Raw genomic sequence first — 20,596 nt, forward strand, 5'->3', positions numbered from 1 at the left:
CCTGTTCTGCGTTGCAGGAAATTGTCCATATAGGGCGGTCTTGCCCCCTTGACAATACCTCTGCGGATGGATAGGGCGCCCGCCGGACGAAAGGCCTGGCGGGAGGGTCCGAAGACCCCCCGGTCCATCATGGTCGGAGTAGCTGGATGGGCGGGTGGCCCAGGGTGCGTGGGACAATCTGAATTGCTCACGTTACGGGGGATTCGGGCGTGACGTCCCTGGACCAGCGAAGCAGGAGATTCACCACGATGCGCATCGGAGTTCTCACCGCAGGCGGCGACTGCCCCGGCCTGAACGCAGTGATCCGGTCGGTCGTGCACCGAGCCGTGGTCGGCCACGGCGACGAAGTCATCGGTTTCGAGGACGGGTTCAAGGGTCTGCTCGACGGTCACTTCCGCCCGCTCGACCTCAACGCGGTGAGCGGCATCCTGGCCCGCGGCGGCACCATCCTCGGCTCGGCCCGCCTGGAGCGCGACCGGCTGCGTGAAGCGTCCGAGAACTGCGCCGAGTTGGCGAAGCGTTACGGCATCGACGCGCTCATCCCGATCGGCGGCGAGGGCACACTGACCGCGGCCCGGATGCTGTCCGACGCGGGGATGCCCGTCGTCGGCGTGCCGAAGACCATCGACAACGACATCTCCGCCACAGACCGCACCTTCGGCTTCGACACCGCCGTGGGCGTGGCGACCGAGGCCATCGACCGCCTCAAGACCACCGCCGAATCCCACCAGCGCGTCATGGTCGTCGAGGTCATGGGCCGGCACGCGGGCTGGATCGCCCTGGAGTCCGGCATGGCAGGCGGCGCCCACGGCATCTGCCTGCCCGAGCGGCTCTTCGAGGTCGACGACCTGGTCAAAATGGTCGAGGAGCGCTTCGCGCGCGGCAAGAAGTTCGCCGTCATCTGCGTTGCCGAGGGCGCGCACCCCGCCGAGGGCTCGATGCCGTACGAGAAGGGCGCGATCGACCAGTACGGCCACGAGCGCTTCGCCGGCATCGGCAACCGGCTCGCCGTCGAACTGGAGCGGCGCCTGGGCAAGGAGGCCCGCCCGGTCATCCTGGGCCACGTCCAGCGCGGCGGCGTGCCGACCGCGTACGACCGTGTACTCGCGACGCGGTTCGGCTGGCACGCGGTGGAGGCCGTGCACCGCGGCGACTTCGGCAACATGACCGCGCTGCGCGGCACGGACATCGTCATGGCGCCGCTGGCCCACGCCGTGACCACCCTCAAGACGGTCCCGGACAACCGCATGTACGAGGCGGAGTCGGTCTTCTGAGCCCGCTCGGGCGGGGGACCTGGGGCCTCAATCCTGGGGGCCCAAGGGCCCGGGGGAACTGCGCGACCGGCCCCTCAGTTGTGGGCGAGTTCCCAGAAGCGGTCCACGATGCGGTCGAGGAAGGCTCGGCCCGCGTCGCCCGTGTCGTTGTCCGAGCCCCAGTTCAGCGTGCCCACCATCTTTTCCTGGTACTCCGTGTGCAGCGTGCCAAGCACCTGCTCAAGATGCTGCTTGGAGAGCGGGAGCAGCTTCGCCGTCGGCTTGACGTAGGCCTGCCAGCGCGTGGTGACGGCGCTGCGCAGGAGCTCCGAGAGGTCCGCGTTCTGGCCGGTGGCCGTCACGTAGTCGCGCAGGGGCAGCTGGAGCAGATCGGCAAGCGCCGCGGACTGGCGTTCGTTGCCGCGCCAGCGCCCCGCGTCCTCCATGCGCCGGTACGCCGCGGCGTCGAGCCCGACGCGGCGAGCCATGTCGTCGATGGAAAGCCCGCGCGCCAGGCGGTGCTCGCGCAGGGTCGAGGCGGCCGACATGAGGTCGCCGGGGGAGCACCACAGGACGCCGGCGAGCGCGGTCAGCTCCCGTGCCTCGGGCGCCGCGAGCCCCCGTTCCCACGCCATCACGGTGTCCGGGGAGATCACGAGGCCGTACTGGGCGCGCATGCCGTAGGCGACGTGGCCGGGGGCCATGCCCAGGGCTTCCCGCAGTCGGCGGGCCGCGAGGGCATTGAAGGGTGGGGTGGGGTGCACGCGCACACCGTAGGACGGTAAGTGACATCTGCCTACGGTGTGTTCCACCAAAGAAGGTGAATTGTAGGAAAGTACGGTTTTGGTGGCGTCCGGGTTACTTAAGGGTTCGGTAAGCGTGTGCTCGGCAACGCTAACCCTTCACCGCACCGGCCAGCGCGAAACCTCCTCCGAGCCGCCGCGCGATCAGGACGTACATCAGGAGCACCGGCGTCGAGTACAGGATCGAGAAGGCGGCGAGCTGGCCGTAGACCACCGAGCCGTAGTTCCCGAAGAACGTGAAGATGGAGACCGAGGCCGGCAGCCGGTCGGGGGAGAGCAGCAGCATGAAGGGGACGAAGAAGTTCCCCCACAGCATGATGAAGGTGTAGATCGTCACGACGGTCACGCCGGGACCCATCAGCGGCAGCACCACCCGCACCAGCGTCTGCGGCATCGACGCCCCGTCCGTCCAGGCGGCCTCCTCCAGAGTGATCGGCACCCCGTCCATGAAGTTCTTCATCAGCCAGATGGCGAACGGGAGCTGGGAGGTGGCGAGGAAGAGCGCCGTGCCGTACATCGTGTCGATGAGGTTCACCTGCACGAAGAGCCCGTACACCGGAACCATGATCGCCGTGATCGGCAGACACGTCGTGAACAGGATGGTCAGGAGGTACGGGCGGGCAAGCCGCGAGCGGTAGCGCGAGAGCGGGTACGCCGCGAGCGCCGCGCACGCGACCGTGAGCAGGGTGGAACTCCCGCACAGCAGAAGGCTGTTGAGCATCGGTGTGAAGGTGATGTCCGGGGTCAGGATGGCTGAGAAGTTGTCCAGGGTGGCCGAGCCCGGGACCCGTACGCGCAGATCGGCCTGGGTGTCGACGGAGGCGAGCAGCAGCCAGAGCAGCGGCACCGCGAAGGCCGCCGCCAGCGCGAGCAGGGCCGCGTCCGCGGCGAGCCGCTGCCGGGTGCGCCGGCGCGACCGGCCCGCCCTCGTACGTCCACCTTCATCGGCCCCGCCCTCATCAACCCCCGCCCTCACACGTCCACCTTCATCAGCCGCAGATAGACCACCGAGAACAGCGAGCCCACCAGGAGCAGGAGCAGGGCGACCGCCGTGCCGTAGCCGATCAGGCTCTTCAGGAACGCCTGGTCGTACATGAACACGGGCAGCGTCTGGCTTCGGTCGCCCGGGCCGCCGCGCGTCATCGCCCAGATCAGGCCGAACACGGAAAGCGTCTGGAGCGTGTTGAGCATGAGGTTGGTGCCGATCGAGCGGCGGATCATCGGCAGCGTGATGTGCCAGAACCGGCGCGCCCCGCTCGCCCCGTCGACCTCGGCGGCCTCCTCGATGTCCTTCGGGATCTCGGCGAGCGCGGCCGAGTAGATCAGCATCGAGAACGCGGTGCCACGCCACACGTTCGCGAACGACACCGCGAGCACGGGCAGCGTGAAAAGCCAGTTCTGGGCGGGCAGGTGGAGCCGGTCGAGGATCGCGTTCAGGGTGCCCTCGCGCCGGAAGAAGGCGTAGAGGAGGAAGGCCGCCACGATCTCCGGCAGCACCCAGGCCGTGATCACCAGCGCCCCGGTCACTGTCCGCACCGGGCGCGAGGCCCGCCGCATCAGCGCGGCGAGCGCCAGGCCGAGGGTGTTCTGGCCGACCAGCGAGGACAGGACGGTGAAGACGAGGGTGAGCCAGACCGCGTTGCGGAACGCGGGGTCGGCGAACGCCCGCCGGAAGTTCGCGAAGCCGACGAAGTCGACGGCCGATGAGCCGGTCAGCCGCATGTCCGTGAACGCGATGTACACGCAGTAGCCGATCGGCCCCGCCAGGAACAGCAGCAGGAGCAGGGTCGCGGGCGCGATCGGCAGCCAGCGCACCGCACGCTTTCGCCGCCTGCCCGTCGCTGCCGAGGCGCTCAACCGGCTCACCGGGCCGTCGACTTGAGCTGGTCGTCGTACGCCTTCGCGGCCACGGAAGCCGAGCCGCCGGTCGTCACCGACTCCATCGCCTCGCCGATCGCTGTCGACACCTGCGGATAGACGGACAGCGCGGGCCGGTAGTGCGTGAAGGGGACCAGGCTCGTGAAGAAGGTGATTCCCGGCATGGAGTTCAGGTAGGTCGGGTCTGCCGCGACGTCCTTGCGGACCGCGATCTGCGCGTCCGCGACGTCCCACTTCACCGCGTTCTCCTTCGTCTGCATCGTCTTGACGAAGTCGAAGGCGAGGGCGGGGTTGCCCGCCTTCGCCGGGATCGCCCAGGTCCAGCCGCCCGACATGGAGACCTTGCCCGGTGCCTGGCCGTTCTGGGTCGGCATCGGCGCCTGGCCCAGAACGGTCGACCAGGCCGGCCACTCCTTGGGGCCCTTGTTGATCCAGTTCTGGCCCAGCCAGGAGCCGTCGAGCGCGATCGCCAGCTTGCCGTTCGGCATCCAGTCCGTCGCCAGGTGCGTGCCCACATTGGGGTCGAGGGCGTCCGAGGGATCCGGGCCGAGCTTCTCCGAGTACACCGTCCGTACGAAGCCGAGGGCGTCCTTGAAGCCCTGCGAGCCCGACACCCACTTCTTGCCGGCCGGGTCGTACAGCGGGTTCTCGCCGGTCCCGTACAGGAGCATCTCGAAGCCCTGCATGGCCGCCGCCTCACTGGCCGCCTTGCCCGTGTAGACGTTGAGCGGGATGACGCCGGGGGCCTTCTGCTTCACCGCGCGCGCGGCGTCGAGGACCTCCGTCCAGTTCTTGGGCTGCCAGTTCGCGGGCAGGCCCGCCTTCGCGAAGATCTGCTTGTTGAACCACAGGCCCCGGGTGTCCGTGCCGTCCGGCACCCCGTATGTCTTGCCGTCCTCGGCCCGGGCCGAGGCCTTCGCGGTGTCGACGAACTGGCCCCACATGTCCCACTGGGACAGGTAGTCGTCCAGCGGGCGCAGATAGCCCGCGCCGATGTCGGAGTTGATGCGGAACGTGTCCTCGTACACCAGGTCCGGGGCGGTCTTCGGGGAGCGCATCATCTGCTGGACCTTGGCCGCGTAGTCGTTGTCGGCGGCCTGGATCGGCACCAGCTTGACCTTCTTGCCGGGGTGCTCCCGCTCGAACTGCTTCTTGACGTCCTCCAGGAACGCGTCCTTGAAGCGGATCTTGTTGTCGGTGGAGCGGTTGTACGCGATCTGCACGGTGTTCGCGTCGCTGCCCGAGCCGCCGCCGCAACCGGCGAGCGCTCCGGCGGCGAGGGCGGCGGCGAGGATCAGGGAGAGCCGGTGTCGGGTTCTGGATACGGAGTCTGTGGCGGGGGCGGTGGGGCGCACGGGCACGACCTCCTCTGGCCAGGCGTGCGGCCGTGGCCACGGCCGCACTTGGCTGCCCGGTGAACGTAAGGGCGCCCGGTGGCAGGGTCAACCCCGCGCCCGCGTCCGGCTGACAACCTTGTCAACCGCCTTGGCCGGTCGAGGAGTTGAGCCAGCGGTACTGCAGCTCGGGGCGCCCGATCTGGCCGTACTGCGGGGTGCGCTCGGCGCGGCCGGTGGTGACCAGATGCTCCAGATAGCGGCGTGCGGTGATCCGCGAGATGCCGACCGCGAGACCGGTCTCCGCCGCCGTCACTCCCTCCGGCGCCTCGCGCAGGGTCCGCGTGACGGCCTGGAGGGTGGGCGCGCTCAGGCCCTTGGGGAGTGCTGAGGGCTGCGGGGCGCGCAGCGCGGCGAGCGCCCGGTCGACCTCCTCCTGCCCGCTCGCCTCCCCGGCCGTCGCCCGGAACTCGGCGTACCGCACGAGCCGGTCGCGCAGCGTGGGGAACGTGAACGGCTTCAGTACGTACTGGACGACCCCGAGCGAGACGCCCTCGCGCACCATCGCCAGATCCCGGGCCGAGGTCACCGCGACGACATCGGCGCTGTGCCCGGCCGCCCTGAGCGACCGTACGAGCTGGAGGCCGTGGCCGTCCGGCAGGTACAGATCGAGCAGCAGCAGGTCCACCTCGGTCCGCTCCAGGGCGCGCAGCGCCTCGGCCCGGGAGTGTGCCACCGCGACCGCGGTGAAGCCGGGCACCCGGCCGACGTAGAGCCGGTGCGCCTCGGCGGCGACGGGATCGTCCTCGACGACCAGCACTCTGATCATGCGCGCACTCCCTGCTCCAGGGGCAGCCGTACGGTGAACTCGGCTCCCCCGTAAGGACCTTGGGCCAGCGTGATGGTGCCGCCGTGCCGGGCCGCCGCGAGCCGGACCAGCGCGAGGCCGAGGCCGCGCCCCGGGCTCTTGGTCGACCACCCCCGCTCGAACACGGCTTCGGCGGCGGCCGGATCGATGCCGGGCCCACTGTCCGCGACGCGCACCAGGAGCTGCCCGTCCTCGGTGGTGAGCGTGACGGCGACCTCGGCGACGGCGCTGCCCTGTGCCGCGTCCACCGCGTTGTCGATCAGGTTGCCGAGGACGGTGACCAGGTCGCGGGCGGGCAGCGTGGCAGGCAAGAGGCCGTCGCCGATGGCGCTGCCCTCGGCGAGGACCAGCTCCACGCCGTGCTCGTTGGCCTGCGCCGCCTTGCCGAGCAGCAGCGCCGCCAGGACCGGCTCGCCGACCGCCGTGACCACCTGGTCGGTGAGCGCCTGGGCGAGCTCCAGCTCGGCGGTCGCGAACTCGACGGCGTCTTCGACGCGGCCCAGCTCGATGAGCGAGACCACCGTGTGCAGCCGGTTCGCGGCCTCGTGGGCCTGCGCCCGCAGGGCCTGGGTGAAACCGCGCTCGGAGTCCAACTCGCCTGAAAGCGCCTGGAGTTCGGTGTGGTCGCGCAGGGTCACCACGGTGCCGCGCCGCCCTGCGGAGGACACCGGCTGGGTGTTCAGGACCACGATCCGGTCGGCTGTCATGTGGACCTCGTCCACCCTCGGCCCGGAGGCGAGCAGCGCCCCGGCGAGCGATGCGGGCAGGCCGAGCCCGGCCACCGGGCGGCCCACGGCGTCCTCGCCGAGCCCGAGCAGTTCGCGCCCGCCGTCGTTGATCAGCGCGATCCGCCGCTCGCCGTCGAGCATGAGCAGCCCCTCGCGTACGGCGTGCAGGGTGGCCTGGTGGTAGTCGTGCATGCGGCTCAGTTCGGCGGCGTTCATGCCGTGCGTGTGGCGGCGCAGGCGTGCGTTGATCACGTACGTGCCGAGGCCGCCGAGCGCGAGCGCGCCGCCCGCCATGACGACCAGCGCCACCAGTTGCTTCTGCACCTGCTCGCTGATCCGGTCGACGGTGATGCCCGCGCTGACGAGCGCGGTGATCCGGCCATGATCATTTTGGTCGCGGACCGGCGCCACGACCCGTACGGAAAGCCCGAGCACCCCCATGTGCGTCTCGGTGAACGTCTTCCCGCGCAGCGCGGGAGCGGTGTCGCCGAGGTACTTCTTGCCGATCTCGCCCGGTACGGGATGCGTCCAGCGGGTTCCGTCCGGGGCCATGACCACGACGAAGTCCACGCCGGTCGTGGTGCGCAGCGTCTGAGCGTACGGCTGGAGGGCGGGCGTGGGGTTCTTGGTGCGGGCCGCCTCGACCACCGCGGGGGACGCGGCGACGGCGGTCGCGGTCGCGACCGCCTGGCGCCGCGCGGTCTCCTCGGCCTGGTGCCGGTCGGTGACGTACGAGAAGAGCGCGCACCCCGTCACGATCGCGGCGACCAGGACCACCTGCATGGCGAAGAGCTGGCCGGCGAGGGAGCGGGGTCCGGGGAGACGCATCCGGTAAGTGTGCTGGCTGGATCTGTATGAACGAAATGCACGTAAGGGTGACCGGCGTCACAGTGTGCTGGATAGTCGCGGGGATCGCTGAATCGGCCGTCGGGACATGGCCGCAGCCGCAACCGAGGAGGACCCCGTGGACCCCGTGGCAGAGCCGCCCGCGCGCCGGGAGCGCACCCACTATCTCTACCTGGCCGTGATCGGCGCGGTAGTGCTCGGCATCGTCGTGGGCTTCGCGGCGCCGGGGGTCGCCGTCGAGCTGAAGCCGATCGGCACCGGGTTCGTGAACCTGATCAAGATGATGATCTCGCCCATCATCTTCTGCACGATCGTGCTCGGCGTCGGCTCGGTACGGAAGGCGGCCAAGGTGGGCGCGGTGGGCGGCCTCGCCCTCGGCTACTTCCTGGTCATGTCGACGGTGGCACTCGCCATCGGCCTCCTGGTCGGCAACATCCTGGAGCCCGGCTCCGGTCTGCACCTGACCGAGGCGGCGCGGCACGCGGGAGCCAAGCAGGCCGCGGGCGCCGGCGAGTCGACGGCGGACTTCCTGCTCGGCATCATCCCCAAGACGATGGTGTCCGCGTTCACCGAGGGCCAGGTCCTCCAGACCCTCCTGATCGCCCTGCTCGCGGGCTTCGCCCTCCAGGCGCTCGGCTCGGCGGGCCGGCCGGTGCTGCGCGGCGTCGAACACATCCAGCGCCTCGTCTTCCGCATCCTGGCGATGATCATGTGGGTCGCGCCCATCGGCGCGTTCGGCGCGATCGCGGGAGTGGTCGGCGAGACCGGCCTGGACGCCCTGAAGGCCCTGGCGGTCATCATGATCGGCTTCTACATCACGTGCGCGCTGTTCGTGTTCTTGGTCCTCGGCGCGATCCTGAAGCTGATGACCGGCGTGAACATCTTCAGCCTCCTGAAGTACCTGGCCAGGGAGTTCCTGCTGATCCTGTCCACGTCCTCCTCGGAGTCGGCGCTGCCGCGGCTCATCGCGAAGATGGAGCACCTCGGGGTCAGCCGCTCGGTGGCCGGCATCACGGTGCCGACGGGCTACTCGTTCAACCTGGACGGCACCGCGATCTATCTGACGATGTCCTCGCTGTTCATCGCGAACGCGATGGGCAAGCCGCTGGGTGCGAGCGAGCAGATCTCGCTGCTCCTCTTCATGATCATCGCCTCGAAGGGCGCGGCGGGCGTCACGGGCGCGGGCCTCGCCACGCTGGCGGGCGGCCTCCAGTCGCACCGCCCCGAACTGGTCGACGGCGTCGGCCTGATCGTCGGCATCGACCGCTTCATGAGCGAGGCGCGGGCGCTGACCAACTTCGCGGGCAACGCGGTGGCGTGCGTCCTTGTCGGCACGTGGACGAAGGAGATCGACAGGACCCGGGTCGCGGAGGTCCTGGCGGGCCGGCTGCCGTTCGACGAGCGGATGCTGGCGGCGGGGGAGGAGGCGGTGCCGGAGCAACGCGAGGAGGGTAAGTCGCCGTCGCCGGTGGCCGGTTGAGAAGGGCGCCCGCCTGCTTGAGAATGGTCGCGCCTATTTGAGAATGTTCACGGCGCGAGCGACAACAAGCACAACGGTCAGCAGCGAGACAGCCGACTGCACCATCATCAGCATCTTTGCCCACCGGTTGAGCGGCATGACGTCGGTCGGGCTGAACGCGGTGGCGTTCGTGAACGACAGGTACAGGTAGTCCGGGAAGGCCGGCTCCCAGTGGGGCGGGGCCAGTTCGGGGCTCTGCATCTGCGGGAACAGGAAGTCGGGGAAGGTGCGGGTCGCCTGCATCCGGGCGACCGGGCCGCCCCGGTCCCACTCCCAGTACCAGAGCGCGAACACGATCACATTGGTCAGCCAGATGCCGCCGCCCGTCACCAGCAGGGCGGCGGCATCGGCGCCTTCCTGCCCCCGCACGAGCCCGACGACGAGCCGCACCGCGGACCACCCGTTGGCGGCACTGATACACGCGATCAGCACGAGCCCGGCCAGCCGGTAGAGCCGCGAGGCGCGCTCGATGCGTACGGGGTTGCCCGCGATCAGCGCGACCATGAGCGCGATCTCCAGGGCGGGCAGGAGCCATTCGGGATGGATGCTCAGCCGCTCGGGCAGCGCCCATTGCAGTCCGACGGCGGTGAGCACGGCAAGGGTCGAGGCCCACCGGGTCTCCCCCTGGGTAACCCGCAGCCAGGCGGGCAGCGGCCGGTGCTCGGGGTGGTGCTCGGGCTCGTCCTGGGGTGCGTGTGTCACGGGGTCATGGTGCCGGTCGGGGGTGGGAGTCGCACGCGTCGGGGTCGGCCGGGACCGTGGTCAGCCGATCCGGCTCTCGTAGCGCAGGCGCTGCAACCGGGCGGGCATCGTCATCAGGTCGAACTGGATCGTCCGGTCGTACGAGTCCATGGTGGTGCGGGCGATCCGCAGAACCGGTTCGGCGGGGCCCAGCCGGAGAGCCTCGCGTGCCTCGCTGTCGGGCAGTTCTGCGGAGACGTCCTCGCGCACCCGGACGCCCCGGTGGCCGAGCTCGCGCAGCAGCGTCACGGCGCCGCCGGGAATCTTGCCGACCTCGGCCAGGCGTGTACCCCGGGCGATCTCCACGGGGTAATAGGTGTCGGTCGACTCGCAGGGCATCTCGTCGATGTACATCACCCGGCGCCGCACCACGACCGCGGCCCCCCATGCCAGACCGAAGACGTCCGCGACCTCGCCCGGCGCGGCCACCTCCCCGGCCCGGACGATGCGCTGCCGCCCGGTGCCGCCGCGGGCCGCGGCCTCGCTGCGCCAGGCGTCGGCCGCGGAGGTGTCCTGCGGAGCCAGATACGGCATCGAGGTGCTGACCCACTTGCCGATGCCCATGGCTTTCTCCTATGGATGACTGCGCTTCACGTGTCGGTGGCCTTGCCGCCCTCTACGTTAGGGCGACTGCTTCCGTGGGCCGGACCGGACGGGAAGCCCTGCTCCCCGAGCCCCGGCAGCCGCGTGCTCCGAAGGGCGGCGACGGCGGGCCGAACGCCAGACGTCCGGGCCGCCATGAGGCGACCCGGACGGGGTGGGGGTGCGGAAAGCGAGAGGGGATCAGCTGCCGAGGTTTTTCACTGCTTCGTAGTACGTCCACGCCGTCGCGTTGCACGACGTCTTCTTCGCGCCGCTGTACGCGGTGCAGACGCGCTTCAGGTCCTCGTACAGGGCGCTGTCCAGGCGGGCCTTGTTGGCGGAGAACTGGCCCGCCGCCTTGTAGTTGCGGTAGCCGAAGTCATGGCGTGCACATGACAGCTTAAAAGGGAAGCCGAAGGGGTTGTCGGGGGAGTCCGAGCAGTAGTCCGTCGACCAGTCGAAGCCGTACGCGGACCAGCGGGACTGGTCGTTGCGGGCGTCCTGGAAGGCGTTCGAGCTGGTCGCGCTGGTCTGGGTGAAGGAGGCGAGCACCTGCGCCTTGTCGGCCGGGGCGGCCTGGGCCGGGGCGGCGGCCAGGGCGGCGAGCGCGAGCGCCGCGGCGGCGGTCATGCTCAGAGTGGTACGACGGCGCATTCTGAACCTCCGTGAGGGGAGCGGCAATTGACCTGCCGTCACTCTGGCCTCACGGGCTACGCGGGCGCTACAGATTCACTGGAGCCTGAAAGACGGTGGAGCGGCGCGGCCGCTCGTCCCCGTCGCCATCGATGCCGCGGCCGGAAAACGCCTGCGGCCTCATGCCCTTCGCGGGCCGGGGCTCCTTGGCGGGGGCCTGGTCACCGCGTGAGCGCCGCCGCCACTACTTCCGCCGTGCGTCCCGCCGGGACCCCCGCCGAGAGCAGCAGGGTCGTCGCCGCCGAGCGGCCCGCGTCCGAGGCGGGCAGGGCGCCCTCGTTGACCGCCTCCATCAGGCCGAACAGGGACTGCTCGTGCACATAGGCAAGGGCGGCCGGAGGGAGGGGCGAGGTGAACACGCCTTCACGCAGGCCCAGTTGGAGCAGGTCCACGCACTCCTTGCGCACCGGGGCCAGGCGCTGCTTGATGCCCGCCATCGTGACGCTGCGCTGGGCGAGGGCCACCAGGAGCCGGTAGCGGTCGGCGATCGCCCACACCGCGAGGGTGGCCCGCGCGAGCGCCTCGGCCGGGTCGGTGACGCCTTCGCGCCCCTCGCGGTGCGCGTCCGCGACGGTCTCCGCCGCCTCGTCGACCAGCGCCGCGATCAGCGCGTCCCGGCTGGGGAAGTGCCCGTACACCGTGCGCCGCACGACACCGGCCGCCCGGGCGATCTGGTCCATGGACGCGTCCGGGTCACGGACCAGCTCGGCGAAGGCCACCTCCATGATGCGGCGGCGGTTCACGTCGGCGCGGCCCCCCGAGGGGGCGGCAGGGGTAGTGGTCACGCCCCCATTTTGCACAGCGGCGTGCAGCGGCGTAAATTGCACACCAGTGTGTAGTTGCACAGTGATGTGCAATTGGATCTGCCCCTGTGGGGCCCGGGAGGGACACCAGACCTCCCGGGGAAGCAAGACCGAGGAAGGGTGAGACGTCGTGGGTCTCGTCATCAAGGAGCCCGTCGAGAAGATGGGGGCGCCCTACCGGCGGCGCTGGTGGGCGCTGCTCGTGCTCTGCCTCAGCCTGCTGATCATCGTGATGGCGAACACCGCCCTCACCGTGGCCGCGCCCGACATGACCAAGGACCTCGGGCTCAGCAGCTCCGACCTCCAGTGGGTCATCGACGGCTACACCGTCCCGTACGCCGCGCTGATGCTGCTGCTCGGCGCGATCGGCGACAAGTACAGCCGGCGCGGCGCGCTCGTGCTGGGTCTGCTCGTCTTCGCGGGCGCGTCCGTGGCCGGTTCGCTCGTCGACAGCTCCACCGGCGTCATCGCGTCCCGCGCCGTCATGGGTGTCGGCGCCGCGCTGATCATGCCGGCCACCCTGTCGCTGCTCGCCTCGACGTTCCCGCGCGCGGAGCGCGCCAAGGCGATTCTGCTGTGGACCGCGACCGCCGGTATTGCCATCGCCGCCGGTCCGCTGGTCGCCGGGGCGCTTCTGGAGAACCACGGCTGGGCCTCGACGTTCCTGATCAACGTGCCGATCGCGCTGCTCGCGGTCGTGGGCGCGTTCGTCCTCGTACCGCCGTCGAAGGCCGCCCACCACGACCGCATCGACTACGTCGGCGGGCTGCTCTCCGTCGTCTCCGTCGGCGCGCTCGTCTACATGATCATTCAGGGCCCGCACTTCGGCTGGGACGCCAAGGCGATATCCGGCGCCGTCATCGCCGGGCTCGGCTTCGTGCTCTTCGTGCTGTGGGAGCTGCGCCACCCGCGGCCCGTCCTGGACGTACGCCGCTTCGCGCACCGCATGTTCTCCGGCTCGCTGCTCGCCGTCGCGCTCTTCTTCCTCGCGGTGTTCGGCGCCTTCTACTACCTCACCCAGCACCTCCAGTTCGTGCTCGGCTACACCCCGCTCGAGACCGGCATCCGCATGCTGCCGCTGGCCGGCGCGGTCTTCGTGGGCTCCGCGCTCACCGGGTTCCTCACCCCGCGGCTCGGCATGAAGGTCACGGTCACCGCCGGCATGGTCGCCGGAACCGTCGCGCTCGCGCTGCTCACCCGGGTCGACGCCGGTTCCGGGTACGGCGACCTCCTCGCCCCGCTGATCATCCTCGGCGTGGCCATCGGGCTCGCCCTGTCGCCCTGCACCGACGCGATCATGGGCGCGTTCCCGGAGGCCGAGCTCGGGGTCGGCGGCGCCGTCAACGACACCTCGCTCGAACTCGGCGGCTCGCTGGGCATCGCCATCCTCGGCTCGGTGCTCGCGAGCTCGTACTCCTCGCACCTCGCCGACGCGACCGCCGGCTCCAAGCTGCCCGCCTCCGCGCTCGCCACCGCGCAGGACTCGGTCGGCGCCGGATACGCCGTCGCCCAGGGCATCGGCGAACAGGCCAAGCAGCTCGGCGCCCAGGCCCTGCACGCCAGCACCCCGCAGCAGGCCGCCCAGCTGAAGGCCCAGGCCGAGCAGCTCGGCGCCGGCGCACAGCAGATGAGCCACGCGGTCGGCTCCGCCTTCTCCGACGCGGTCGCCCACACCAGCCTCATCGGCGCGGTGATCCTGGGCGTGGGAACCGTCCTGGTCGCCGTCCTGCTGCCGCGCCGCGACAAGGGCGACGCGCAGCAGGAGCAGGCTTCGGACGGCTCGGAGCGCGAGCCCGTATCGGTGTGACTCAGGGCAGCAGGGCCAGCTCCTCCCCGGTCAGTACGAGGTCGGCCGCCCCCGCCGAATCCCGTATCGACTCGGGGCGGCTGGCCCCCGGGATCGGGATCAGTGTCGGCGACAGCGCCAGCAGCCAAGCCAGTGCCACCTGTTGAGGACTGACGCCCCGCGCTTCGGCCACCGTATGGAAGGCGGACCGGGCTTCCGGACCACCCGGACCGTCAAGGGCGCTGCGCGAGATCCCGCCCAGCGGGCTCCACGGCAGATACGCGAGCCCGAGCTCGGCGCAGAGCCGCAGCTCGGGCTCGCCGTCGCGTACGGCGGGCGAGTAGCGGTTCTGTACGGAGACGAGCAGATCGCCCAGAACCGCCTCGGCCTCGCGGATCCGGCCGGTGTCCGCGTTGGAGATCCCGACCGTACGGACCTTGCCTTCCTCCGCCAACTCCCGCAGCGCGCCCAGGGATTCGGCGAACGGGACGTCCGGGTCCGGCTTGTGCAGCTGGTAGAGGCCGATCGCCTCGACGCCGAGCCGCTTCAGCGAGCCCTCGGCGGCCCGCCGCAGATGGCCCGGGTCGCCCTTCACCGTCCAGCCGCCGTCGTCGGTGCGGCCCCGGCCGCCCTTGGTCGCGACCAGCACGTGGTCGGTGGCGCCGCCGTACGAGGCGAGGGCGCGGGCGACGAGGAGCTCGTTGTGGCCCGGCTCGCCACCGGGCGCGTAGTAGGAGTCGGCGGTGTCGATGAGCGTGACGCCCGCGTCGAGCGCGGCGTGCACGGTGGCGACGGCTCGCGCCTCGTCGGGCCGCCCCTCGATCGACAGCGGCATCGCGCCGTAGCCGACCGCGCCGACCTCGTACGGTCCAAGTGTGCGTGTCCGCATGTCAGTTGACCCCCATGGTCTCGGCCACCGCGCGCGGCAGCCAGCTCTCGGTGTGCGAAAAAGTGAAGCCGAGCGACTCGGCGCGGGCGGTGTCCATCCCGTACGAGCGGGCGAAGGAGAACGGCGAGACCGCGCCGACCTCCACCGGCTGGTAACGCACGGCCCGGTGGTCGGCGCCCAGCGCGCCCGCGACCGCCGCCACGATGTCCTCGGTGGTCAGCGGCCCGTGCGAGGCGGCGTTCACGGGCCCGGTGAAGTCCTGCCGGGTCACCCAGAACAGGAACTCCGCGATCTCCTCGACGTCGATGTACGTCGCCGGATGGTTGGTCGCCGGCACCGCGACCGGCTCGCCGCTGCGGATCCGGTCCGCGTAGTGGGCGAGCCGCCCGGTGAAGTCGTCGGCCCCGCCCAGAACATGCGCCACCCGCACCGCGACGTACGGGAAGTCGGGGCCCGCGGCGAACACCGCCTCGGCCTGCCGCTTGCCCTCGCCGTAGTGCCCCGCGACGAACTCCGGTTCCTGCCAGGGAAGTTGGGGCGTCACGATGACCGTGGCGGGGTCCAGGACATCCTCGCCGACCAGCCCGGCGGAGTCCTCGTACTCGTACACCTCGACCGTCGACGTCATGACATAGCGCGCGGTGCGGCCGGTGAAGACACGGCGGGCGATCGCCGCCTGGCGCGGGGTGTAGCAGACCTGGTCGACCACCACGTCGAAGGTGCGCCCGCCGAGCGCGGCCGCAAGGGACGCCTCGTCATCGCGGTCGGCGATCAGCTGGAGTGCGCCCGGTGGGGGTGGCGCCGAGCCCCGGTTCAGGACCGTCACCCGGTCACCAGCGGCGAGCAGCCGGGCGATGAGCCGCTTCCCGAAGTAGCGGTTGCCCCCGATGACCAATACCTCGCGCATGTCCTCGATCCCCTTCCCACCTGCGGTTTTCCCGGGTACCAGTGTTACGTTGACGGCCCCGGCACTGAAGGGGGAAACGTGGGAGATCTCGCGGCCGTACCGAAAGAACCACGGCATTCGCGCGCCGTCGCCAACGATTCGTCAGGGGGCTTCGATCAGGTCGACCGGCAGCTCCTCGAAGTCGTCCAGCGGGAGGGCCGGATCAAGCTCAGCGAACTGGGCCGGCGGGTCCGGCTGAGCCCGGCCGCGGTCACCGAGCGGCTGCGCAGGCTGGAGGCGAGCGGGGCGATCACCGGGTACGGGGCGCGGGTCGACCCGGCCCGACTCGGCTATGGCATCCAGGCCTTCATCCGGGTCAGCCCGCACGGCGGCTACAACCTCAAGCACCCCAGGACCCTGGAGCTGATGGGGCGGCCGGAGGTCATCGAGGTGCACCACGTGGTCGGCGAGGACTGCTGGATCATCAAGGTGGCCGTCGCCGACACGATCCACCTGGAGGAGATCCTGGAGCAGACCTCGGCCCTCGGCCGCACGACCACGTCGATCGTCCTGTCGTCACCGGTGGGCGGGCGCGAGGGAAAACCGCTGCTGCCACCGGTACGGGACTGAGCCGCTCCGGGCTTCTTGCCTTGACGCCGACGTAAAGGCTTACGTTCTTGGTCATGCGCATCGGCGAACTTGCGGCACGGGCGGGCACGACGACCCGCACGCTTCGGTACTACGAGTCGCGCGGCCTGCTCGCCGCGCGGCGCACCGACAACGGCTACCGGTCGTACGACGAGGCTGACCTGCGGTTGCTCCAGCAGATCAGAACCCTGCAGGACTTCGGGTTCGAGCTGGAGGAGACCCGCCCGTTCGTGGACTGCCTGCGGGCCGGACATCCGGCGGGGGACACCTGTCCGGCGTCGCTCGCGGTGTACCGCCGCAAGCTGGCCGAGCTCGACGCGCTGATCGGCGAGCTCGGTGCCGTACGCGCGCAGGTCGGCGCGGAGCTGGCGCGGGCCGAGGTGATGGCGGCGGCGGAGATTCCGGGCGGTCCGGAACCCCGCTGCGAGTTGAGCCCGGAAGCGACCGGGGGACCGAGGAGTGAGGGGATGACGCGATGATCAAGGCGGCAGGCGTGGACGAGGTCACGGACGAGACCTTCGCCGGCGCGGTGATGGGGGCCGCGCTTCCGGTTCTGGTGGAGTTCACCGCCGACTGGTGTCCGCCGTGCCGGCAGATCGCCCCCGTGCTGAGTGCGCTGGCGGTGGAGGAGGCGGCCCGGTTGAAGATCGTCCAGCTCGATGTGGACACGAACCCGGAGACGACGACGAAGTACGGCGTCCTGTCGATGCCCACGCTCATGGTCTTCGTCGACGGGGAACCCGTGAAGTCGATGGTGGGCGCGCGGCCCAAGCGGCGGCTGTTGCAGGAGCTCGAAGACGTGATCTGACGCCGATCGGACGGCGTTGCCCGACGCGGATCGCGGCAAAGAAAATGCCCCGGATGAATTGACATCCGGGGCATTCCCTTGCGTATATTAGGTGTTTCGCGATTTCGCATAACGAAGTCACGAAAAAGCCTTATGGAAGCACTGTATCGCGTCAGGAGTGGAATTGTCAACCGAGGAATTTCGGAAGGAACAGCAATTCATCACCGACCTCTACGCCCGCCTCGACGATCTGCGGGATCAGGCCGAGGTCGCGGTGCAGTCGGCGTTGTCGCAGGTCGGCACCGGTCTTCAGGCCCGGCTCGAACGGGATGTGATGGTCGCCGAGCAGTCCGGGCTGCTCGGCGCGCTCAACGCGGGCGAGAACGGGCTGTGCTTCGGGAGGCTGGATTTCCAGGACGGTACGGCGCATCACGTCGGGCGTATCGGAATCCGCAGGAATGACCGGGAACGCACTCCGCTGGTGATCGACTGGCGGGCCGATGTGGCTCGCCCGTTCTATCTCGCCACGGGCCATTCCCCGATGGGATTGCGGCGCAGACGGCACATCACCACCGAGGGCCGCACCGTCACCGCGCTCCACGACGAACTCCTGGACCTGACGGACGCGGAGCGCACCGGGCACGAGGGCGCCAACGCCGACGAGGTGCTGCTGGCCGCCCTTGACGCCGCCCGCACCGGCCGCATGCACGACATCGTGCAGACCATCCAGGCCGAGCAGGACCGCATCATCCGGGCCCCGCACCGCGGGGTGCTCGTCGTCGAGGGCGGGCCCGGCACCGGCAAGACCGTGGTCGCGCTGCACCGGGCGGCGTATCTCCTGTACGAATACCGGGAGTTGCTCGCCCGGCGGGCGGTGCTCATCGTCGGGCCCAACCCCGCCTTCCTCGGCTACATCGGCGACGTGCTGCCCTCGCTCGGCGAGACCGGGGTGCTCCTGTCGACGATGTCCGAGCTGTTCCCCGGCGTCCACGCGACCGGCACCGACACCCCGGAGGCGGCCGAGGTCAAGGGCCGCGCAGCCATGGCCGAGGTGCTCGCGGCGGCCGTGCGCGACCGCCAGACCGTGCCCGAGTGGGCCATCGAGATCCCGCACGACGGGTACGGCACGCTCCAGCTCGACCGGGCGATGGCAGAGGACGCCAGGTGGCGGGCGCGCGAGAGCGGGCTTCCGCACAACCTGGCGCGGCCGCACTTCGCGTTCCACATCATCGACGCGCTCACGGCGCAACTGGTCGAGCGCATCGGCGCGGACCCGTTCGGCGGCCCGAACCTGCTCGGCCCGGACGACGCGGCCCAGATGGGCAAGGAGATCGCGACGAGCGGCGAGGTGCACGCGGCGATAGAGGAGCTGTGGCCGAAGCTGACGCCGCAGGATTTCGTGGCGGACTTCCTCTCCGATCCGTCCCATCTCCCTGACGCGGACGCCAAGTTGATCCGGCGGGAGGGCGGCGAGTGGACACCGGGTGATGTGCCGCTGCTCGACGAGGCGGCCGAAATCCTGGGCGAGGACGACAGCGCGGCGCGGGCCGCCGCGGAGGCCGAACGCCAGGAGCGGATCGCCTACGCGCAGGGCGTGCTCGACCTCTCGGCGGGCTCGGAGTCGTACGAGTTCGAGGACGAGGAGTCCGAGGTGCTCGCGGCGCACAACATCATCGACGCCGAGCGGATGGCGGAGCGGCACGAGGAGGCCGACCACCGCAGCGCGGCCGAGCGGGCCGCGGCGGACCGCACGTGGGCGTTCGGCCACATCATCGTCGACGAGGCGCAGGAACTGTCGGCGATGGCCTGGCGGCTGCTGATGCGACGCTGCCCGACCCGTTCGATGACGCTGGTCGGCGACCCCGCGCAGACCGCGGAAGCCGCGGGGGTGGGCTCGTGGGAGCGGATCCTCTCGCCGTACGTCGCGGAGGGGAACTGGGAGCACGTCCGACTCGGGGTCAACTACCGCACACCGGCGGAGATCATGGCGGTGGCCGCCGAGGTGTGCCGGGCGGCGGACCCGTCCTTCGTGCCGCCGAGCTCGGTGCGGTCCACGGGGGTACGGCCCTGGACCCGGGCCGTGGCCCCCGCCGCCCTCGCCCCGGCGGTGGCGGAATCGGTGGCGGCGTGGCGGGGTTCGGGCCGGCTCGCGGTGATCGCGCCGGGCTCCCTGCACGGCCCGCTCCTGGCGGCGCTGCCCGACGCGGCCTCGGGGGCCGCCCCCGACCTGACTCGGGAGGTCGTCCTGCTGGACCCGCGTCAGGCGAAGGGCCTGGAGTTCGACGCGGTGCTTGTGGTCGAGCCGGGGGAGTACGGGGTGAGCGACCTGTATGTCGCGCTGACGCGGGCTACGCAGCGGCTGGGGGTGCTGCACACGGGCGAACTCCCACACGCCCTCGGCGGGTTGGCGTCCTAGCCGCAAAAAGGCCCCGCCACTCCGAAGGACCGGAGAGGCGGGGCTTCGGCGCGAGCAGGCGCGGCTAGGCGTTGGCGCGCCTGGCGAACTCTATGAGCGCGGTGAAGGCCGCCGCGGAGAGGGTGAGTATCGGGCCGTCCGGGTTCTTGCTGTCCCGGACGGGGACCACGCCGTGCGAGCCGGCGAGGTTGGCGGCGACCTCGACGCACTGGCCGCCGTTGCTGCTGTAAGAGGATGTGAACCAGTGAGGGGTGTCGGTCGTCGTCACGGTGTGCCCTTTCGTGCCTCTTCGATTACGGCCACGGATGCCGCCTGCGACAGTGCTTCGGCCTGTAGCTGATGGTAGGCCGTCAACAGGGGCTGCACGAACCGCATATCGCGTTCCAGACGGCCCTGTTGAGCGGACTCCGCGTACGCGATATGGGCACGGTCCGGAAGGGTCAGCAGCGTTACGGGCAGGTCGAAGGCGCGCCGTTCGCCAAGGTCGTAAGGGGCCACCTGCAATACCGTCGAGGGCAGTTCGGCGAAGTCGATGAGCCTGTCCAGCTGAGCCTTCATGATGCGAGGTCCACCCACCGTGCGCCGTACGCAGCTTTCGTCGAGCACCACGTACACCAGGGGAGCGGGAGTCCGATTCAGGGACGCCTGCCGCCGAGCCAGGAGCGACAGCCGTTCCTCGGCCTGATGTTCTGTGATCGCCCCGCGCCGCACGGCACCCGTGGTGATGGCGGCTGCGTACTCGGGTGTCTGGAGCAGCCCCGGGATGATTCCCAGCTCGAAGAGGCGCATTTCCGCCGCGCGCACCTCTTGGGCGACGTACTCCGGAAACCCTTCCAAAATCGCGGTGTGCCACACGGCCCGGCCCTGCCGTTCGAGCTGATCACCGGTGCCCAGCGCCTTGTCAGCACTTGCCGCGAAGCGGGGAGTTGGCGGACGCCGATTAGTTTCGACTGCGGAAATGTGCGTCCCGGAGAACCCCATGTGCTCGCCCAGCTCGTCCTGGGTCCAGCCGCGTGCGTCCCGCAAGGCGCGTAGGCGCTGGCCGAAGCGGGCGCCGGGTGACTGATCGGGGTCCAACTCCCTGCGATTCACCATCGGTGCTCCCAACTCTCCGAGCAAGCCACGCAAGTTGAAGA

At 70.4% G+C, this 20,596-nt stretch carries 21 protein-coding genes; 7 read left to right on the forward strand and 14 right to left on the reverse strand.

The window, feature by feature from the left end:
- Positions 1-248: 248 nt before the first annotated feature.
- Positions 249-1,274, forward strand: a complete 1,026-nt coding sequence (locus IE206_RS19850; protein WP_189963778.1) for an ATP-dependent 6-phosphofructokinase — start codon at positions 249-251, stop codon at positions 1,272-1,274.
- A 74-nt stretch (positions 1,275-1,348) separates the two neighbouring features.
- Here IE206_RS19850 and IE206_RS19855 read toward each other — a convergent pair whose 3' ends face one another.
- From IE206_RS19855 to IE206_RS19880, 6 genes are all read right to left on the reverse strand, one after another.
- Complete coding sequence (locus IE206_RS19855; protein ID WP_373300948.1) at positions 1,349-2,017, reverse strand: helix-turn-helix domain-containing protein; 669 nt, start codon at positions 2,015-2,017, stop codon at positions 1,349-1,351.
- A 130-nt stretch (positions 2,018-2,147) separates the two neighbouring features.
- On the reverse strand, positions 2,148-2,930 hold the full coding sequence (locus IE206_RS19860) for a carbohydrate ABC transporter permease (protein WP_226600033.1): 783 nt from the start codon (positions 2,928-2,930) through the stop codon (positions 2,148-2,150).
- A gap of 98 nt (positions 2,931-3,028) precedes the next feature.
- A complete protein-coding gene (locus tag IE206_RS19865; protein WP_189963782.1) occupies positions 3,029-3,922 on the reverse strand; it encodes a carbohydrate ABC transporter permease in 894 nt (297 codons plus the stop codon).
- A complete protein-coding gene (locus tag IE206_RS19870; RefSeq protein ID WP_189963784.1) occupies positions 3,919-5,289 on the reverse strand; it encodes an extracellular solute-binding protein in 1,371 nt (456 codons plus the stop codon). Before IE206_RS19870 ends, IE206_RS19865 begins: the two co-directional genes overlap by 4 nt.
- Positions 5,290-5,410: 121 nt before the next feature.
- On the reverse strand, positions 5,411-6,097 hold the full coding sequence (locus IE206_RS19875; RefSeq protein WP_189963785.1) for a response regulator: 687 nt from the start codon (positions 6,095-6,097) through the stop codon (positions 5,411-5,413).
- Positions 6,094-7,692 carry a sensor histidine kinase gene (locus IE206_RS19880; protein WP_189963788.1) on the reverse strand — a complete coding sequence of 533 codons (1,599 nt, stop codon included), beginning with the start codon at positions 7,690-7,692 and terminating at the stop codon, positions 6,094-6,096. The genes IE206_RS19875 and IE206_RS19880 overlap by 4 nt, the downstream gene beginning before the upstream one ends.
- Positions 7,693-7,837: 145 nt before the next feature.
- On the opposite strand from IE206_RS19880, the gene IE206_RS19885 reads away from it, so the two are divergent.
- Positions 7,838-9,190, forward strand: coding sequence for a cation:dicarboxylate symporter family transporter (locus IE206_RS19885; RefSeq protein WP_226600030.1), 1,353 nt, complete (start codon positions 7,838-7,840; stop codon positions 9,188-9,190).
- A gap of 33 nt (positions 9,191-9,223) precedes the next feature.
- Here the strand turns inward: IE206_RS19885 and IE206_RS19890 are convergent, their stop codons facing one another.
- The 4 genes from IE206_RS19890 to IE206_RS19905 form a co-directional block, all read right to left on the reverse strand.
- Positions 9,224-9,931 (reverse strand): DUF1345 domain-containing protein, encoded by a 708-nt coding sequence (locus IE206_RS19890; protein ID WP_189963792.1) that lies wholly within the window; start codon positions 9,929-9,931, stop codon positions 9,224-9,226.
- A gap of 60 nt (positions 9,932-9,991) precedes the next feature.
- On the reverse strand, positions 9,992-10,534 hold the full coding sequence (locus IE206_RS19895; RefSeq protein WP_189963794.1) for a GntR family transcriptional regulator: 543 nt from the start codon (positions 10,532-10,534) through the stop codon (positions 9,992-9,994).
- 219 nt (positions 10,535-10,753) lie between these two features.
- Entirely contained in the window at positions 10,754-11,206 is a 453-nt protein-coding gene (locus tag IE206_RS19900; RefSeq protein ID WP_189963796.1) for a phospholipase, read from the reverse strand.
- Between the two features lie 200 nt (positions 11,207-11,406).
- Positions 11,407-11,970 carry a TetR/AcrR family transcriptional regulator gene (locus IE206_RS19905; protein ID WP_189964059.1) on the reverse strand — a complete coding sequence of 188 codons (564 nt, stop codon included), beginning with the start codon at positions 11,968-11,970 and terminating at the stop codon, positions 11,407-11,409.
- Between the two features lie 208 nt (positions 11,971-12,178).
- Between IE206_RS19905 and IE206_RS19910 the strand changes: the two genes are divergently transcribed.
- On the forward strand, positions 12,179-13,855 hold the full coding sequence (locus tag IE206_RS19910) for an MFS transporter (RefSeq protein ID WP_189963798.1): 1,677 nt from the start codon (positions 12,179-12,181) through the stop codon (positions 13,853-13,855).
- A gap of 1 nt (position 13,856) precedes the next feature.
- On the opposite strand, the gene IE206_RS19915 is transcribed toward IE206_RS19910, so the two are convergent.
- Together IE206_RS19915 and IE206_RS19920 are read right to left on the reverse strand one after the other, a co-directional pair.
- On the reverse strand, positions 13,857-14,723 hold the full coding sequence (locus IE206_RS19915; protein WP_189963800.1) for an aldo/keto reductase: 867 nt from the start codon (positions 14,721-14,723) through the stop codon (positions 13,857-13,859).
- A 1-nt stretch (position 14,724) separates the two neighbouring features.
- Positions 14,725-15,630, reverse strand: a complete 906-nt coding sequence (locus IE206_RS19920; RefSeq protein ID WP_189963802.1) for an NAD-dependent epimerase/dehydratase family protein — start codon at positions 15,628-15,630, stop codon at positions 14,725-14,727.
- Between the two features lie 78 nt (positions 15,631-15,708).
- Here IE206_RS19920 and IE206_RS19925 point away from each other — a divergent pair, with 78 nt between their 5' ends.
- From IE206_RS19925 to IE206_RS19940, 4 genes are all read left to right on the forward strand, one after another.
- Positions 15,709-16,239 (forward strand): Lrp/AsnC family transcriptional regulator, encoded by a 531-nt coding sequence (locus tag IE206_RS19925; protein WP_189963804.1) that lies wholly within the window; start codon positions 15,709-15,711, stop codon positions 16,237-16,239.
- Positions 16,240-16,292: 53 nt separating this feature from the next.
- Positions 16,293-16,736 carry a MerR family transcriptional regulator gene (locus IE206_RS19930; RefSeq protein ID WP_189963806.1) on the forward strand — a complete coding sequence of 148 codons (444 nt, stop codon included), beginning with the start codon at positions 16,293-16,295 and terminating at the stop codon, positions 16,734-16,736.
- Entirely contained in the window at positions 16,733-17,065 is a 333-nt protein-coding gene (locus IE206_RS19935; RefSeq protein WP_308433938.1) for a thioredoxin family protein, read from the forward strand. Before IE206_RS19930 ends, IE206_RS19935 begins: the two co-directional genes overlap by 4 nt.
- Before the next feature lie 163 nt (positions 17,066-17,228).
- Positions 17,229-19,460 (forward strand): HelD family protein, encoded by a 2,232-nt coding sequence (locus IE206_RS19940; protein WP_189963808.1) that lies wholly within the window; start codon positions 17,229-17,231, stop codon positions 19,458-19,460.
- Positions 19,461-19,524: 64 nt separating this feature from the next.
- Here the strand turns inward: IE206_RS19940 and IE206_RS19945 are convergent, their stop codons facing one another.
- Positions 19,525-19,728, reverse strand: coding sequence for a DUF397 domain-containing protein (locus IE206_RS19945; RefSeq protein ID WP_189963810.1), 204 nt, complete (start codon positions 19,726-19,728; stop codon positions 19,525-19,527).
- Complete coding sequence (locus IE206_RS19950) at positions 19,725-20,555, reverse strand: helix-turn-helix domain-containing protein (RefSeq protein ID WP_189963812.1); 831 nt, start codon at positions 20,553-20,555, stop codon at positions 19,725-19,727. Before IE206_RS19950 ends, IE206_RS19945 begins: the two co-directional genes overlap by 4 nt.
- Positions 20,556-20,596: the final 41 nt, after the last annotated feature.

The sequence above is a fragment of the Streptomyces violascens genome (assembly GCF_014649955.1).
Classification (GTDB): domain Bacteria; phylum Actinomycetota; class Actinomycetes; order Streptomycetales; family Streptomycetaceae; genus Streptomyces; species Streptomyces violascens.

Bases quoted from the DNA above. Each gene is read 5' to 3' on its own strand.
- IE206_RS19850 (WP_189963778.1), top strand. From the start codon at position 249: ATGCGCATCGGAGTTCTCACCGCAGGCGGCGACTGCCCCGGCCTGAAC.
- IE206_RS19875 (WP_189963785.1), bottom strand. From the start codon at position 6,097: ATGATCAGAGTGCTGGTCGTCGAGGACGATCCCGTCGCCGCCGAGGCG.
- IE206_RS19880 (WP_189963788.1), bottom strand. From the start codon at position 7,692: ATGCGTCTCCCCGGACCCCGCTCCCTCGCCGGCCAGCTCTTCGCCATG.
- IE206_RS19895 (WP_189963794.1), bottom strand. From the start codon at position 10,534: ATGGGCATCGGCAAGTGGGTCAGCACCTCGATGCCGTATCTGGCTCCG.
- IE206_RS19900 (WP_189963796.1), bottom strand. From the start codon at position 11,206: ATGCGCCGTCGTACCACTCTGAGCATGACCGCCGCCGCGGCGCTCGCG.
- IE206_RS19905 (WP_189964059.1), bottom strand. From the start codon at position 11,970: ATGGAGGTGGCCTTCGCCGAGCTGGTCCGTGACCCGGACGCGTCCATG.
- IE206_RS19915 (WP_189963800.1), bottom strand. From the start codon at position 14,723: ATGCGGACACGCACACTTGGACCGTACGAGGTCGGCGCGGTCGGCTAC.
- IE206_RS19920 (WP_189963802.1), bottom strand. From the start codon at position 15,630: ATGCGCGAGGTATTGGTCATCGGGGGCAACCGCTACTTCGGGAAGCGG.
- IE206_RS19930 (WP_189963806.1), top strand. From the start codon at position 16,293: ATGCGCATCGGCGAACTTGCGGCACGGGCGGGCACGACGACCCGCACG.
- IE206_RS19935 (WP_308433938.1), top strand. From the start codon at position 16,733: ATGATCAAGGCGGCAGGCGTGGACGAGGTCACGGACGAGACCTTCGCC.
- IE206_RS19950 (WP_189963812.1), bottom strand. From the start codon at position 20,555: ATGGTGAATCGCAGGGAGTTGGACCCCGATCAGTCACCCGGCGCCCGC.